The 16,320-nt window shown below is 55.2% G+C and carries 15 protein-coding genes; 4 read left to right on the top strand and 11 right to left on the bottom strand.

The features are described 5' to 3' along the window. Nucleotides 1–298 precede the first annotated feature (298 nt). From rfbD to D4766_RS05425, 6 genes are all read right to left on the bottom strand, one after another. The gene (gene rfbD / locus D4766_RS05405; protein ID WP_120716522.1) at nucleotides 299–1,150 is read right to left on the bottom strand and encodes a dTDP-4-dehydrorhamnose reductase; all 852 of its coding nucleotides are present in this window, start codon (nucleotides 1,148–1,150) and stop codon (nucleotides 299–301) included. Between the two features lie 159 nt (nucleotides 1,151–1,309). After that, nucleotides 1,310–2,200, bottom strand: coding sequence for a UTP--glucose-1-phosphate uridylyltransferase (locus tag D4766_RS05410; RefSeq protein ID WP_120716523.1), 891 nt, complete (start codon nucleotides 2,198–2,200; stop codon nucleotides 1,310–1,312). A gap of 711 nt (nucleotides 2,201–2,911) precedes the next feature. Continuing rightward, on the bottom strand, nucleotides 2,912–3,703 hold the full coding sequence (locus tag D4766_RS05415) for a CpsD/CapB family tyrosine-protein kinase (protein WP_120716524.1): 792 nt from the start codon (nucleotides 3,701–3,703) through the stop codon (nucleotides 2,912–2,914). A 10-nt stretch (nucleotides 3,704–3,713) separates the two neighbouring features. Beyond that, nucleotides 3,714–5,087 (bottom strand): GumC family protein, encoded by a 1,374-nt coding sequence (locus tag D4766_RS05420; RefSeq protein WP_162935657.1) that lies wholly within the window; start codon nucleotides 5,085–5,087, stop codon nucleotides 3,714–3,716. Nucleotides 5,088–5,161: 74 nt separating this feature from the next. Continuing rightward, on the bottom strand, nucleotides 5,162–6,379 hold the full coding sequence (locus D4766_RS13740; protein ID WP_162935658.1) for a hypothetical protein: 1,218 nt from the start codon (nucleotides 6,377–6,379) through the stop codon (nucleotides 5,162–5,164). Continuing rightward, nucleotides 6,376–6,996: a polysaccharide biosynthesis/export family protein gene (locus tag D4766_RS05425; RefSeq protein WP_234024906.1), complete on the bottom strand. Its 621-nt coding sequence runs from the start codon at nucleotides 6,994–6,996 to the stop codon at nucleotides 6,376–6,378. The genes D4766_RS13740 and D4766_RS05425 overlap by 4 nt, the downstream gene beginning before the upstream one ends. A 183-nt stretch (nucleotides 6,997–7,179) precedes the next feature. On the opposite strand from D4766_RS05425, the gene D4766_RS05430 reads away from it, so the two are divergent. Further along, nucleotides 7,180–8,622 carry a tetratricopeptide repeat protein gene (locus D4766_RS05430; protein ID WP_162935659.1) on the top strand — a complete coding sequence of 481 codons (1,443 nt, stop codon included), beginning with the start codon at nucleotides 7,180–7,182 and terminating at the stop codon, nucleotides 8,620–8,622. Continuing rightward, entirely contained in the window at nucleotides 8,619–9,398 is a 780-nt protein-coding gene (locus D4766_RS05435) for a WecB/TagA/CpsF family glycosyltransferase (protein WP_120716528.1), read from the top strand. Before D4766_RS05430 ends, D4766_RS05435 begins: the two co-directional genes overlap by 4 nt. Here the strand turns inward: D4766_RS05435 and D4766_RS05440 are convergent. Beyond that, on the bottom strand, nucleotides 9,395–10,567 hold the full coding sequence (locus D4766_RS05440; RefSeq protein WP_120716529.1) for a glycosyltransferase family 2 protein: 1,173 nt from the start codon (nucleotides 10,565–10,567) through the stop codon (nucleotides 9,395–9,397). The two genes, D4766_RS05435 and D4766_RS05440, sit on opposite strands and share 4 nt — an antisense overlap. 95 nt (nucleotides 10,568–10,662) lie before the next feature. Between D4766_RS05440 and D4766_RS05445 the strand changes: the two genes are divergently transcribed. After that, nucleotides 10,663–11,619, top strand: coding sequence for a UDP-glucuronic acid decarboxylase family protein (locus tag D4766_RS05445; RefSeq protein ID WP_120716530.1), 957 nt, complete (start codon nucleotides 10,663–10,665; stop codon nucleotides 11,617–11,619). On the opposite strand, the gene D4766_RS05450 is transcribed toward D4766_RS05445, so the two are convergent. Genes D4766_RS05450 through xrtV form a run of 4 tightly spaced genes read right to left on the bottom strand, consistent with a single transcriptional unit; the run spans nucleotide 11,616 to nucleotide 15,166 of the window. Next, complete coding sequence (locus tag D4766_RS05450; protein ID WP_325049133.1) at nucleotides 11,616–12,746, bottom strand: glycosyltransferase family 4 protein; 1,131 nt, start codon at nucleotides 12,744–12,746, stop codon at nucleotides 11,616–11,618. The genes D4766_RS05445 and D4766_RS05450 overlap by 4 nt on opposite strands. Beyond that, complete coding sequence (locus D4766_RS13745; RefSeq protein WP_162935660.1) at nucleotides 12,689–13,537, bottom strand: hypothetical protein; 849 nt, start codon at nucleotides 13,535–13,537, stop codon at nucleotides 12,689–12,691. The genes D4766_RS05450 and D4766_RS13745 overlap by 58 nt, the downstream gene beginning before the upstream one ends. 26 nt (nucleotides 13,538–13,563) lie before the next feature. After that, nucleotides 13,564–14,262, bottom strand: coding sequence for an exosortase-associated protein EpsI, V-type (epsI, locus tag D4766_RS05460; RefSeq protein ID WP_120716533.1), 699 nt, complete (start codon nucleotides 14,260–14,262; stop codon nucleotides 13,564–13,566). Then, nucleotides 14,255–15,166, bottom strand: coding sequence for an exosortase V (xrtV, locus tag D4766_RS05465; protein ID WP_120716534.1), 912 nt, complete (start codon nucleotides 15,164–15,166; stop codon nucleotides 14,255–14,257). Before xrtV ends, epsI begins: the two co-directional genes overlap by 8 nt. 190 nt (nucleotides 15,167–15,356) lie before the next feature. Between xrtV and D4766_RS14145 the strand changes: the two genes are divergently transcribed. Beyond that, the gene (locus D4766_RS14145; protein WP_325049124.1) at nucleotides 15,357–16,304 is read left to right on the top strand and encodes a cell wall hydrolase; all 948 of its coding nucleotides are present in this window, start codon (nucleotides 15,357–15,359) and stop codon (nucleotides 16,302–16,304) included. Nucleotides 16,305–16,320 lie beyond the last annotated feature (16 nt).

Consider the following 16,320-nt stretch of genomic DNA (forward strand, 5'->3'; position numbering starts at 1 on the left):
ACCGCGCGCCGATGAAGCGGCGTTGCAGATATTAGCAAACTTACCACAGCACCCCGAAAGGCTAGACTGCCTCCAGACCTACCGGGCCCTTCACGCCATTCGCGAACTGCTCGAGAACTACGCTGCGCGGAACTGGTCCTCCAGCGCCGCCAGGTTACTGCACACAGGCGCTGCGATCATCGCGCTTACCGCGACGCGTGTCGGAGAAAGCCTCGCGTATAAACGAGACAGAGACGAGCAAAATTGATTTCAATACCGCAAATTTCGACATCTGTGCTTGGGAGAGCGCCTGACTGACCTACATCCGAGAATCTCGCATCATCCGCCGCAGATTTTTCCGCCAATGCACTGCCGGCACGTCAAGTGTTGCGCGCGTTTCGTTTGAGTCCAAGAGCGAATAGCGAGGTCGCTTGGCTGCGGTGGGAAACTCATCGGTTGTTATTGGATATATGGGTATTTCCCGCGTGAGTCGACCAACCGTTAGCGCTTCCTCCTGAATCGCGACCGCGAAGTCATACCAGCTTGCCGCCCCTGCATCACTGTAATGCCAGATGCCTCGCCCCCGTCGTAGGGCTAGGCGCCAAATTACATCTGCGAGGTTTGGACTATATGTGGGTGCCCCGATCTGGTCAGCGACGACTTTGAGTTCATCACGGGAAGACATAAGCTGTAACATTGTGTTGACGAAATTTGCGCCGTCGAGGGAGTAAACCCATGATGTTCGAAGGATTGCGGCGTGATCAACAACGGCATCCTCGCCACCCGCTTTTGTTTCGCCATAAACTGACAGTGGATTTCTAGCGTCGTCAGGTTTGTATGGGGTGGAGCGAAGACCGTCAAAAACGAAGTCGGTTGAAATGTGCACCATGCTCGCCCCCGCCCTTCTAGAAGCCTCTGCTAAGATGCCTGGTGCTATGGAATTAATTCGACAAGCTTCGTCAGGGTGAGTTTCTGCTAGATCAACCGCCGTGTAAGCGGCAGCATTGATAATCAGATCTGGGCTTTCGGTTTGCACGAATTGCCGGATTGCATGGCCATCACCAAGGTCGAGATTCTGCCGATCGCATGGAATCGCTGTCAATCCGTCGGGTACCGAAGCAAGTAACGCCATACCCAATTGCCCCCGCGCACCCGTAATCAATACCTTCATTATATTTCTCATTCAATGTTGGTAGAAAATGCCAGTAATTACGATTAACCATCGCCGATGAACGAGTGTTCAGATTCTCGGGACGCAGGCGAGTTAATCGTAATCAATCTTGAAAATCGAACTCCGACTTCTTCTGATTCAAGTTCGGATAAATCGACATCAGTCCCTAAGCAACCGCTCCGCCACCTTCCGCACCTCCGCCCCCATGTCCTCGCGCTCCAGAGCCAGCGCGAGGGTCGCTTCCACGAAGCCGACCTTGCTGCCGCAGTCGAAGCGGCGGCCGGCGAAGGTGACGGCGTGGAAGGGCTGGGTGCCGATCATCCGGGCCATCGCGTCGGTCAGCTGGATCTCGCCGCCGTCACCCTTGCCTTGGTTCTCCAGCGTGCGCATCACCTCGGGCTGGAGGATGTAGCGGCCCGAGACGATCTTGGTGCTCGGCTCGGTGCCGGGGGCGGGTTTTTCCACCAGGCCGGCGACTTCGGTGAGGGTACCCGACACCTCCGCGCCCGGGTCGATCACGCCGTAGCTCGAAACCTCCTCGCGCGGGACATCGAGCACCGAGATGAGGTTGCCGCCGACTTCCTCGTAGGCCTCCACCATCTGTTTCATGCAACCGGTTCCGCCGCCCTTTGCAGCAACCATCAGCTCGTCGGGCAGGAGGATGGCGAAGGGTTCGTCGCCCACGATCGCGCGGGCGCACCAGATCGCGTGGCCGAGGCCCAGCGGCACCTGCTGGCGCACGGTGATGATCTCGCCCGGGGTGAAGCGGGTGGAATCGAGCGCGGCCATGTCCTTGGCTCGCTCGGCCATCGTCGCTTCCAGTTCGTAGGCGATGTCGAAATGCTCGACGATCGCGGTCTTGCCGCGTCCGGTGACGAAGATCATCTGCTCGATCCCCGCCTCGCGCGCCTCGTCCACCGCGTACTGGATCAGCGGGCGGTCGACGATCGGCAGCAGTTCCTTGGGGATCGCCTTGGTCGCGGGGAGGAAGCGGGTGCCGAGCCCGGCGACGGGGAACACGGCTTTTCGGATGGGCTTGCGGCTGTTCATAGGCATCTCCAGCGGATTGCGACGACAACATATCAGAACGATAATTGGGCGGTATCCGACAGCGCGCCCGTCCGTCTCGATTTGGTGCGCACGCCTAAAGGTAATAGTTTTGAAGGGATATCGGAGGAAAAGGATTCAACGCACAAAAGGGTACCACCATGAGATTTGCAAACCCCAAAATCTTCGCGTCGGCTACTGCAAGCATCGTTGCCATGAGCGCTCTGGCTGCCATGGGTCCACTTTTGGCGCGCGAACCGGACTCGGAGAGACTGACTGCGGCCCCGGAGCAACCTGCAGACCGTTACTCCGGCTTCAATATCTTCGAATGGCCGGATATTTACCAGTATTCTCGGTAACAGCTCGATTCGGCAGCGACGCTGAAGTTCATAATTTTGAGCAATCAGCTTGAAAAACGAATGATTCCTCCTTTTAAATTCATGCAACGCTTTCAAGTTTTAGCCAGCATAAATTGCTAGGTGAATCGACATCACGATCATGTCGTTAAGCCGTAACACGCTCGCGTCTTGGTCGCGAAAGGATTAAGCCAAAAACGGGCTAGGAATCTTCTTTAACATCGCGCGCGCCTACGCTCGGAGCGCTTGTAATTCCTCTTTCCGCATGGCCGAAATGCATCCAACCACAGGCCAGCCAGCGGGGCCGCAGGACTCGTCCCGGCAATCGCTTCAGCCGCCTCTAAGATCTGAATAAACATCAATCATAATAATTTGCGTAAGCAGATGAACCGTATCCATAGCCATATTCATCTCCGAGCCCACCGTCATAACGGTTAAGTATAGCTCCAAGACAAATTGATGGCTCCATGATTCTCATAACCTCACGAACTTGGCGATCGGTCGTGCGACCACTATCAGCGATTATGATATAGCCATCCAAATGTTGCGCGCTCAACATCGTATCATCGTTGGCGAACGCCGGCGGTAGATCGAACAGAACTATCGATTGGGCGGTTCTCGTGCGGAGCTCTTGCACTACCGATTCAAAGCTCTGTCCGGACAACAATTCGGCCGAGACGTCTTTGACGGGACCAGTCGGAAAAACAACGACGTTTTCGTTCGCGATCCGATACCCGCATTCGGACAGGGTGATATCGCTACCGGCCAGAACCGAAGCAATCCCGACGCTACTTTCTAGACCAATCTGCTCCGAAAGTGAGGAACGTCTCAAATCAAGGTCAACCAAGAACACGGGGTTGTCCTGGACCCGTGACAAGGATGCTGCGAGGTTCATGGACAGGTAGGATTTCCCGGCGCCAGGAGTCGCCGAAGTAACGCCAATGAGGCGCGTTCCTTGTTCTGAAAACTTCTTGGCAACCGAGGTTCTTAGAAGGCTGAATGCGCGAGACCTGCGATCGCGCGTATCGAAGCCTACGATGAGATGATCCTCTAGCCTGCCCTTCGGCGGATCGAAAACGGCAAAATCACCAATGTTCCAAACATCTCGGGAGCCTTCGCGGCGTGTGTCATCGACCTTTGTCGTTCTCATAAAATTCCTTTTACGCTCGCCGAAATCGCAAGAAGGTCCATCGGCCCGATTTAGGAGACGTCATCGATCCCGTTTTCGCAATGACCGGCACTACCCCAAGCGGCGAAACCCCCATCGCTCGTTTCAAGCCGGACGGATCACGAATGGGACGGGTGAACATCTCGACCGCCAAGGCGAGCGCGATGCCGAGGGCGAGCCCCCCTCCAATCCCCAAAGCGAGAATCAGAAGGCGATTCGGCGACGTTGGCTCATCAGGGATAACCGGCGGCTCGACAACGACAAGTCGTTGTCCCATTTGCTCATCTTCTGCTCTGACACCGGCCTGCGCAGCCATCAGACTTTTCTGAACCTCTTCCCGGCTTGCGTTTAGCGCCGTCAATTGTTGTTGCAGTTCGGACAGCTTTTGCTGGACAAGCGGAGCGCGAGCTTGGGAGGCAAGTCGGTTGCGAACCTGAGCATCTTCCTGCGCCTTTGCCGCCCGCAAAGCTGCGATCTGCGAGTTATTAAATGCTATTTGCTGGTCTATTGACTGCACCGGCAGCTTCGTCACGTTGCTTTTGGCAAGTTGCCGAGCTTCCGCCAAGCGTTGGCGAGCAGTGACCACATCGGGATGGTTCTCTGCATAAACGGCCCGCGCAGCAGCCAGTTGCTGTTCGGCGGCGACGACGACGGGGTCACGTTCGCTGCTAGTGAGCGCGATCTGACGTTGGCTCTGAAGTTGCTGATTTTCGTTTTGCAGAGACGAGATCTGAACGTCGAATCCCGCGGAGCTGCCACCAATCATGGTCGCTCCACCAGCGAGCACACCTCCGTTGGCCGCAGTGATCTGAGAAATCTGGCCCTGCAAGCCCGCGATCTGCATGTCTAAAGTGTTTGCCTGATCCTGGAGGAACTGCGCAGTATTTACCGCTTGCTCCGAGTTTCCACTCGCGTCGAGGCGCAGGATGCGCTCCATCAAATCTTGAGCGACCGCTTGCGCTTGCGCGGGCTCATTGTAAGTATAGGCCAGCTCGAAAGCGATCGTGTTGTCGTCAGCGTTATTCTTGCCCGCTTCATTTGGTGTAATTGTAACGGCTTCCCGCATTTCATCAACGATCTGCGACAATGATTCAGAGGTTCGCTTCTCCGGATACAGGCCATGCTTTTCGATCATTGTGATAAGATCGGGGCGCGCCGTTACCTGCTCTTTAATCCTCGCCATTCGTCTCGCGACGACTTCCGTCCCGTCGAGTGCGAGCAGTTCGCTTGGCAACTGCGCGGACTGAACCAGCATGGTCGCATTTGCGCGATATGTTGGAGGAAGGACGAGCAAAGCAACCAATGCGGACATCACTCCGATTACCGCAGGGACGATTATCCACCAGCGCCGCTGAACCAGGATCACGGGCAGTAGCGCGAGAATATTCCCCCCCTCTGAGTCCTGTCCTCCTACTTCAGCGTCAAAAGCGAATGGATCACTCAACCGTCTTCTCCGAATTTTTTGGTCAAACCAAACCCAATACTAAAATTTGGCTTGCGACTGAAAGTGTCACTTTGAACCTTGGAATAACTTCCTGTAACAAAGCCACGAAGGCTGTTGGAAAATGCCCTGCTGTAAGTTCCTGCAATTCCGCCGAAGCGCGAATTCCAATCTTCGGTTGCAAAGCCGTTTGCCGATGTTTGATCTGTCCAGGTGTAGCGCACCGAGCCAGAGATGCTGTCCGACTCAGTGATCTTCCTACTGTATCCCAGGTCGATCCCCGTCACGATACTCACGCCCGCAAATCCTGTAGGGCGCGCAGAGCGCTGCGCAGAAAGGCAAAGCGATCCCTCAAGCAATCGATCGCAATATGAGCCGCGAGCGGTCAAGTAAGTTCGCGTATTGCTGCCGCCTGCAATCAGGTCCGTATTGACCACAGCAAAGCCTGCTTGGGCGGCAAGCTTTGCCGTCTCGGAAAGCCCCCAGTCGACTCCTACAGAAGGCGAGAAAATGCGAGAGTCACCCGTGGTTCTATTCTCGTAATCAACGAGGCCCGCCTCCACGCTCGTCTTCAACATAAGCGATTCGTTCAACCGCCGACCATATTGAAAGTTGGCTGATGTTGTACGGTAATTGATGCCGGCTGGACCATCATACGTACGGTAGGTCGAGTCCAGTCCGATCCCCAACGCATCGGTTGGGGATAGAGCATACTCAAGCCCAGCACCAAGACCAAACGATGTTGCGCGCGTCCTCAATCCAGCGACGGTGGTATCTACAAAAGGGAGGTCGGGAAAAGTATTATCCGGGTTCAACACAGACGGTTCGCCCAGTAGCACGTCTTGGGCCGCCGAACGCGAGGTAGTGATGGTCGCCGCGGCGCGCAAACGCAGGCGTTCGCTCAATCGTCGGTCACCGGTGAGCCCCAACCGCCCAGTCACATCACTTTTGTATCGACTGAGATAGGTCGAATATCGCACTGCACCGTTCAACTGCAGATTTGACGTTTCATCCTCAAGTCTAATCCTTGGAGCCACCTCGGCATAAACTGATATAGAGCCAGTCGATCCATTTGCATCTAAAAATGGATTTGATGAGTAGTTTCCGCCCACAGAAACGTCGACAGACTTAGTGACTTCTTGAGCATGAGATGGTTCTGCGGCAAAAGTGCACAGAACGATTAGGCTGACCGCCGAAGTCTCCGCAATAGTCGTCATGGCACGATAACCGTATCACCCGATTCGATACGAATGACGCTTGACCGGTCCACGTCGTTGCTGCTGGCGCCGGTCTTGAAGAGTGCGCCAACTCGCACGGGGATTGCTCGGATCGAATTGCCCTCTTTCCGTAGAATTACAATGTCATTGAGATTGGCGAATTCATTTGGTCCGCCAGCCATACTCAACCCTTCAAGAACATTTACGTACCGGCCTGGCGTAAAGGTACCCGGCGCCTTGACGCGTCCCATGATGGAGAACTGCAAGCCGGTGGGCGCTGCAACCGACACGGTTACCTGCGGAACTTGGCCGCGATACTGGCCCGCCAATCCGTTTGTGATTGCCTGCTCCAGTTCGCGCGGCAGAAGGCCTTGCGCAGTGATCTGGCCAACCAGTGGAAACGCAATCGAACCATCTGGCAACACCTTGACAGCGCGCTGCAAACGCTCCTCGCCCCACACATAGATCTGAAGCTCGTCGCCCGCATTGATCCTATAGGGATCCTGACGCACGACTCCGGGTGCTGGGGCCATTTGAGGCAATGGTGCTTGCGCGACCGCTGCAGAACCGACGCTTGCCAGAATGACAATGGACGCTAGAGTGAAATTACGGATCATCTGGTAGCTGCTCCTCGCTGCTTCCGCGTGCTATAATCCTTCCTTAGAGCAACGATCATCCTCTTTCCAACGCATTTACCCTCAATTTTCTGCTGGCGCCTGGTCCTCGCCGTAGCTGTGGGCGCGTCCGTGGTCTCTTGCAGTGCGCTTCGAAATGATCCTCAAGAGGATGCGGGGCGCGCATTGAGCTTGCTTGACCAGCGCCGGTTTGCGGAAGCCCGTCAAGCAATCTCGGCAGCGATCGCGACGCGTGACGATGAGCCGGACTACTATCTTTTGCGAGCCCGGATCGAGTTCGCGGCCGGTCAGACGGCAGCTGCCTACGCCGCATACCAGGATGCGCTGGCTCTAGATGCAACCAACGCGGAAGCCTTGCAGGGCGTATCACAGTTAGGCCTGCAGGTCGGTGATTACGAAGAAGCCGAAAACGCTGCCGATCAAATCTTGACGCTTCAGCCTGAGCAATCCGATGCTTTGCTTGTGCGTGGCCTGATCGCGCTGGTGAAAAGGCGCTATGAAGAAGCGGGTGGATGGGCAGATCGCATACTCAGACAGGATGAAGGCAGCGAAGCAGGGGCAATTCTGAAGGCGCGGGCAGCCTTTCTGGCCGGCGATCCGCAAGCGGCTCTTGCAGCAGTAAACCAATACGAAGCGATGCGGGCACCAACAGCCGGCAGCGTTCGTACACGTCTCGAGATCGCACGTGCGAGGCACGACGCCGCAGCAATGCGCGACGCTTTCGACCAGCTGGATCGGCTGACACCGCGGGATGCGACTCTTGCGATTGATCGCGGAAATTTCAGCGCGAAAACAGGCGATAAAGCGCACGCAAGGCGTTTTTTGACAGTTGCGCTGGCACAGAAGGATCTGACAGACGCGCAGATTGCGGATGCGGTCGGCGTTCTCAGAGAGTATTCTCTCTTATTGACGCCCGAATTTCTCGACCAACTCCAAGCCTCGGCCAATACAAAGTCCCTAAGCGCATTGAAGCGTTTGGCGCTGTCGCGAGGCGAATTGAATGCAGCCAAACGACTTCAAAAGCTTATGAAGCCTCAAGAGGCCCAAGCGATCGAAGCCGAAATAGCTCTGCAGCAAACGAACTTGCCAAGAGCGCAAGCCATCGCAGCCGAAATTCTCAAGCAGGATAAGGATAACTGTGCTGCGCTTAGCGTGGTGGCAGCCATCAAGCTGAAGACCGGTTCGTTTAGTGATGCTGTACGATTTGGCCAACGCGCTTCAGCTCAATGCCCTGATTTGCCTCAAGCCTACGAAATTACCGCCCTAGCTTACGCCGCGCAGAACGACCCCGTAAATGCGCGCAGGGTTTTTCGTGACGGTATTGATACCAACCGGCAGAGTGAACCGCTTACGCGATCTTATGTGGACTGGTTGATAAAACAGAGAGCTGTTCAAGAGGCAGCAGGGGCAGCGCGAAGGCTTACGCGCGCTGCCCCAGCATCGACGTCCGGATGGCGTTTGCTTGCTGATGTCTGTCGACGCGGCTCCATGGCCTGCGTCGGCGAGGCAGACCGCGGGCTTGCTGCTGCCAGCAAGAACTATGGAATAGATTTGAAGCCTGGCGAACTCCCGCCAAACGGGCTTCTCGGGCGATTTGTCGTACGATGACGGCTACATCCAAATCCGAAAAGGCTCGTGTCGCATTTCTCGGGCTCGATTTCGATCCCTTGTCTTTAAATGAAGCTGCTGCGGCTGTAGAGCGAATGTCTGCTGAGCAGCAGTTTGCCTACGTGGTGACTCCCAATGTTGACCACGTCGTTCGGTTGCATTCAGAGCCTATCCTCGACGACCACATTGCCCTCGCATACTGTCAAGCAAACCTAGTGCTCTGCGACAGTCGCATCCTCTCCGCGCTTGGCAAACGGTCGGGGAAAGTCCTGCCTGTCGCACCGGGCAGCGATCTGACCTCACTTGTTTTGCAGCGCGCCGCGATCGGACGAAACCTGAGCGTAGTCGGAGGAAGTCCTGAAATGCATCGGCGCCTTGAGCGTCTCTACCCCATGCACAGCTGGAGGTTCTCCCTCCCTCCCATGGGCGTGCGATACAATCCTGCGGCGCGCGCGGAGATTTGCCAGTTCGTTGAAAGCAGCAGCGCGGATATGATCTTCTTCGCGATCGGCGCACCACAATCAGAATTGATATGCCGCGAGATCGCGCTACGGGGCAATGCCCGCGGCGTCGCCTTGTGCACGGGCGCTTCGCTGGAATTCATCACAGGACTGAAGATGCGGTCGCCCCGTTGGATGCAGGCCGCACACATCGAATGGCTGCACCGCCTTTTGACGGAGCCCAGAAGGCTTTGGCGACGCTATCTGGTCGAGGGTCCGCGTATTTTTTGGATATGGTGGGGCTATCAGAGAGCGACAACCAATCCTGAACGCTAATCTCGCTTTGTGCGGTTCCAGTCGATCTGGCGACGACGGCGTAGGAGATTTGCGTATATTGGAAGTTTCCAGAGGACGTATTGCGGAACACGTGCGAGCGCTGACAAGGGTGCCACCGCGTGCCCGCCCGCTTTCCACGCGAGCAGCACCGAGGTGGTCGCTCCGGATATCATCGCGAGCAACACTAAAGTCGGGATCCAATGACCGGTCAGAAGAGCCAGCCCGCAGCTCAACACTAAGATACCAACCCCGAAAGCAACCAATAAAGCTACGGGCGGCACGATCATGTGCATGCCGATTACGAACAAAGCGCGCGAACGGGTACGCACCGCCTTTAGCAAAAGAGGCAGGGCACGACGAGCCATTGTACGAATGAACCCATGTTCCCACCGGCTCCGTTGGCCACGGCTGGCGTCAAGAGGAGCTGGCGGACTGGTGACATGTACGTCATCAGCGAGTAGAGCAAATTGTCCGCGTTCCGCTAGATCGAGGCCCAGCTTGAGATCTTCTGTAGCATCGGAGGTTGCAAGGGGTAACGTGGCGAAGATTTGCCAAGGAAATGCCATCCCCGTTCCGAAAAGAAGACCGCTTCCACCCAATCTGATCATTCCTCGTGCGCGGAACAGGTTTTTGACCATCATAGCGAAGTTCGAGATGGCAATCTGAGAGACGTCTTTTGACCCACCGACTATTAAATTGGCAGCTTGGACCGGCTTACCCGAACTGCTTGCACGTTGCGCGAGGATCTTGGTGCCCCCTAAAGATATACGACAATCGGCATCCAGAACGACAACGGCATCCACAGGCGATAACATTAAATGATCTCGCCCGAACGCCAGCGCATGGCCCTTGCCCACGTTTTCCCTATCGTGACGCTCAATGACCTCAGCGCCGACCGCGCGCGCCTTATCTGCGGTGTCGTCGCGGCAGTTGTCCGCGACTACTACAACGCGGCCACCGGTGTCTGAGGCTAACAGGCTCGAGATCGTATCTGCTATTATGGACGCTTCGTTATGAGCGGGGATTAATACAGCCCACTGCACCGTATCATCTGACAGCGGTAACAACCTGATCGGTCGCAAACCTGAGTACACCTCAAGCGTAAACCAAGCGAACAATATCCCCGCTGGCAGGCAGATCGCCCATTGCGCAACGAATAGAGCAATCATCAAAAAACCTCGTCCATCAGAGCTTATCGCAGCCTTCGGAGTTTGCAGTCCGATCGAGATGGCTTATCGGACCTTCAACCTGGAGGGCTAGATCCGTGTCACGCAGCTATTTCAGCAATCGAAGAGTACTTGTCACTGGAGGAGCCGGTTTCGTGGGGTCTCACCTCGTCGACCGCCTGCTCGAAAGCGGAGACGAGGTCCTTTGCGTCGACAATCTCTTTACAGGCGCAAAGGCGAATATCGCCCACCACCTGAACCACCCTAGGTTCGAGTTTATGAGGCACGACATCTGTTTTCCATTGTTCGTTGAGGTTGACGCAATTTACAACCTCGCGTGTCCAGCCTCTCCTATCCATTATCAACATGATCCTGTGCAGACGACAAAGGTGTCGGTGATTGGATCGATTAATATGCTGGGCTTGGCTAAGCGGATCCATGTGCCGATCCTCCAAGCTTCGACCAGTGAGGTTTATGGCGACCCTCATCAACATCCGCAAACAGAAGCTTATTGGGGCAACGTCAATCCCATCGGCCTACGGTCGTGTTACGATGAGGGAAAGCGCTGCGCTGAAACCTTGTTTTTCGATTACCATCGACAGCATTCGCTTAACATCAAAGTCGCGAGAATTTTTAATACCTACGGTCCGCGAATGCATCCCGCCGATGGGCGGGTCGTTTCGAACTTCATTATTCAGGCCCTGCGAGGCGACGACATTACAATTTATGGAGATGGCTCGCAAACGCGCAGCTTCTGTTACGTGGATGATTTAGTCGACGGCCTTATCCGTCTCATGAACTCGCCTGCGGGTATCACAGGACCCATTAACTTGGGTAATCCGGTCGAGTTTACCATCCGTCAGCTAGCTGAAATTGTCATTGAAATGACCGGTGCTCGTTCGAAACTTATAGAGCATCCATTGCCCTCCGATGATCCGATGCAGCGTCGTCCAGATATATCGCTGGCGCGTGACAAGCTGGATTGGCAGCCTCACATCGCTCTACGAGATGGGTTAGAGAAAACCGTCTCCTACTTTAGAAATCTCCTAGACTAAAGTTGTTCGACAATCGTGCGTTCGATCGCCTCCCTGTATTGCTCGGCGATTCTGCCCCATGAAAAGCGATCTATTCCATGGCCTGAATTGCCGCGTCCCGCAGCGAGTGACGTTCGCAGCGCGTTTCGCAGCTGGACCGAATCCTCGGTGTCGCACAGGAATCGTACCTGGTCCCCGAGGATCCAACGAAGGCGAGCCGTATCATGCCCAACTATGGGAAGACCACTTGCCCACGCCTCGAGAAAAACGTTGCCGAAGGATTCCAATAGAGACAGGTGCAGGAACACGTCCGCTGACGCATAGAGAGCCGGCATCCGTTCAGCCGGAAGCGATACGCGCCGAAAACGACCTGGCATGAGTTCGTCCGCCAGTGATTGCGCATCCTCACGGAGGGGCCCGTCTCCAGCTACGATTAAGACGGAATCTTTCAACGCTGACACAGCCCTAATTCCGTCCAGCACGCGCTTGGATTCAATCAGCGCGCTTACCATCAGAATGACCGGCTGGTTGCGAGAGATTTTGAGCTCTGATCTTAGATTCTCGTCGGTCTTAAATTGGGCGGGATCAACGCCGTTAGGTATGAGAGCGCAATTCCATCGATGATGATTCCTCTCAAAATAATCCGGATTAGTGCAAACCAAGAGATCGGTGTCGAACGTACGATATTCCGATCGATTGCTAACCGCTGGCCAGTCGCCGTTCTGGGTAACAAACACCCTTACCCCTTGCGATTTCATACGTGCCAATGCCCAGTGGGTGAAGGGAAACGAACACGTGATGAGCGCATCGAAATCCGCTGAGGTGCGGTTCCGCAGTAGATTGAAAGCGAATGTCGCGTCTTCCCACGACGTTTCGCTTCGGAAAGGTGGAAAAAAGGGAAACCGCTCGAACCGTTCGCGCGATACTGCAGCGATCTGTCGATATGAGTAAGGGACCGTAGTCGACAGATCGCCAGAACCGGCGACAGTCACGTCATCGCCGCTCTCCGACAAAGCACGTGCGACGTTGAGCAACGCGACTTCCGCTCCACGATCAAACCGATGGAACCCCGGCAGCGCAAAAAGCAGCTTCAGCGCGCGCCCCCCTCTGCTGCGGTTTCTTTCGGGGGAGCGAACCCATTTTGATATTCGACCTTTGCTGACGCTCTAGCCGCCTTGAGACGCTGCATCATGGTGTCACCCAACTGCTTGTTGCGCAGAGCTTGGGCGGCGAGTGGACGTGCCTGATCGCCCGTAATCGGTTCCGTGCGAGTTCCGGTAACGACCGCTACCGTGACGATACCGTTCTCTGGAACCACAAACGGCTCTCCTGACGGTAACGACTGTATTCGCTGCAAACGCTCCGGACCAAGTTGCAATGCGTCGATCTCCGAATTTCCTCGCTGATATTTAATCCCAAGGCTATCAAGCGTCCTTGTCACCTCAGCCATTGAATGGTCGTTTTCAAGCGCTTTAAGTCGGCCGAAATCACCAGGTAGCGGAAACTGAAGCCGATCGACGGTAAAGATTGTGCGGTTCGCGAACATTCCGCCGTTTTGCGAGACAAACTCGTCAATCGCCTTTTGATCCGGGACCTCGACGGTTCGCTCTGCGCGCTGATTGAGCATTTGAGCCAGCAAGGCATCGTCGAGCTGACGTTTGCGAAGGATGTATTCGGGCGTTTTATCCAAACCATCCTCCTTCGCAGCTTGGGCCATCAATCGGCGATCGACGATCCGTTGAAGCGCGGCAGATTGGGCGATCTTTTTGTCAGTGCCCTCTGGAATAGCCATATTCCCTAGTTCGGCATTGATCTCTTGGAGAGTAATCTCGTCACCATTAATTACCGCGGCCACCTGGCCGGTAGCCTCTTTTGAACAGGCACTAATAGCAAGGCTCGAACAAGCCAAAATCGCAGCGATGAGCTTTCGATGGTGCATACAAATCATCCTTGATGGTATCCCAGCTAACCTACCAGGAGTTGCTGCAAGCGGGGAGCGCTGGCTTCGAAAAACTCTTGCATAAAGCGAGTCAATTGCGGACGCGCAATTTCGAATGGTGTGTTCAACACCGAGACACGCATTAACATCCCGTCGGGGATCTGCCGCGCCAAGTTGGCTTCGATAACCGCCACTCTCTGCTCGACCCAAGTGCGGGGGAAATCACCACCAAGCCGTGTGAAATAAAGAACCTGCTCAGTGCGATCCGGACCGGTCGCGGTGAAAGCAGTGCCTGGCACGGACCGGTTTCCGACAGGGAGATCGAGTGAGACCGTCGGACTGAGAGCGAAGCCGCCAACCGGATAACAGGTTTCAGGACGATGAACTTGAAGGACACCGTCCTGCGCATTGTTATAGGCGAGTAGGAGCATAACCGGAGGGCCCGAGGAGCCTGCATAAACTCGTGTAACAAGATTGTCGTAGAGACGATCGCGGGTCGCGTCAGGAGGCGGAAGCACAACCCCGCTCTGACCAACTTCTGACCAAGCCCCGAAGCGTTGCGGGATCCATTTATCAAACAGCTTTGACGGAACAATGGGATGGGCAATGTCAGGTTTGCGAGCAAACGCTAAACCTGACGCAGCCACCAAAAGGCCGCCAATGAAAAAATGCCGTCGATTAAATAGAACAGTGCGATGAGTAGCTTGCAAGGAATCTTTACTCATAGAAACCCCTTGCCCGGCGAGTTCTCAACCGCTCAAAAATGGGATGCAGAATGGCATCCAGTAGGAATATGCCCACAAGGGCGACAGCGAAAAGAAGGATCCCCGCGAAGTTATGAAGGAAGCCCTGCGCAGCCGCTTCGCCATAATGGTACGTCAACAGGATGAGGATGATAACGCGGACAAAATTTGCCGCGAGGGCAACTGGCACGATTAACAATACGAGGAGCAGGGCGTATCGCCATTCGGCTTGATGCCTCATATAGATATAGAAAAGTGAGATCGCTGAAAGCGAAATGATAGAATTTATGCCGCTGCAAGCAGCCGCTACAAGGAGTTCATACTGACCAATATAAATTCGAACACCTTCACCGGCGATCGGATAGTCCATAATGGCTAACGCACCAATCGCAGCCTTTGACAACCACATCTTCATCGGGATCGTGACAGCGTACACGATGGTATCCGGAGGCGGAAATATGAAAGCCAGGTATACCAGTGGGAACCACATCCGCTTGATGGCGGCTAAGCCGGTCAAACTGTACATCACCACGATCAACGAGGCATACATCAGGTAGCCCTCGATCTCGACGATCTCTGTTATGCGCGCAAAGACTGTAAGAGGCACCAAGACCGCCAGCGCGATCCAAACGAACGGCCATGATGGTGGCTGAACGACAGAACGGGACGACCGCCACTGCTGCCAAAGCAGCCACAAGCCTGTGGAGAGCACGATGGGCCCATGGGCCCCCTCCTCGCCAGACCAACCCACCCGAATTACAAAAATCATCGTCGGAATCGCGAAAATTGCGACCGCGAGTGCGAGTACGATGGCGCGAGGCGACCAGAGCGGACCTGACGGTGCTCTGTTGCGGCTCGGCTCGCTAGAGATTATGCTGGTTGCCATAGAATGTCGGTTTTCACCATCGCCATATAATTCATCATGGCCGTGGTGGAAACAGCAGGCGGCTCATTTGCACCACCTTGTCCGGATATCGCACGGTTTGCAAACCTTAGCTTGATCGAGCCGCCCACATCGTCGACGGACCGCAACGATGTTCACTCGGCGAACAATGAAACGGATCACGGCTGCGCTGATGATCGGATTGCTCGCGGCTGTAGGCTGTTGGCTGTTAGTGTCGTTGCAACATGGCCGGCAGTCGCTGCCTGTGGCAGACGAAGCGCCAATCCATAGTGATCAGACTCTTCCGCAATTGCCCGTGCCTCAGGCGCTCCTCCCGTTAACGCCGCAGGAAGCAGAGAAAGCTAACGAGGAAATTCCATTCGTCTCGGATCCACCAGAGCCAGCGCGGCCATTGGTATATGTTGCCGATGATGCTCTCGGATTATCCCGCAAGAAAGCCATCGACTGCCTTACGGCCGCAATCTACTACGAAGCTGGCAGCGAAAGTGCTCAAGGAAAACGAGCGGTCGCGCAAGTTATCTTGAATCGCGTTCGCCATCCGGCGTTTCCGATGTCCATCTGCGGGGTGGTATATCAAGGTTCCGAACGATCCACCGGTTGTCAATTTACGTTCACTTGCGACGGTAGTCTTTTGCGTCAACCCAGCCGGGCCGGATGGGATAATGCTCGCAAGATCGCTGCAGAAGCTCTCGATGGCCATGTTGAGCCCGCGGTGGGTATGGCGACCCATTATCATGCGAATTATGTGGTTCCCTACTGGGCTTCGTCTTTAGACAAGATAACGGCCATTGGCACTCATCTTTTTTATCGGTGGAAAGGCGCTTGGGGACGGCGAAATGCTTTCACGCAAAGAGCCTTGCCAGAAAGCACCGGCGGCGGAGAAGTTTTACCTGAGGTCAACGTCCCGCTCGCTGATCCTGTTGTCGTCGACAAAATTGACGGTTTCGGGATGCCAGAGGCGCTGCAATCTAGAATTCTCGCTGATGCTGTAAAAAGCGTGCCAGCGCCCGAGACTGCGATCCTGCAAAAACCGGCTTCCGATCTCAAAGCCGACCAATCAGAATCGCGGCTTATCGTTGATGATAATCGCGCTAAGCTAAGGGGCGAAGAAGCCGAATAAAACTTTGGCAACGTTT

Origin of the sequence: Tsuneonella amylolytica (assembly GCF_003626915.1) — a bacterium.
Classification (GTDB): Bacteria; Pseudomonadota; Alphaproteobacteria; order Sphingomonadales; family Sphingomonadaceae; genus Tsuneonella; species Tsuneonella amylolytica.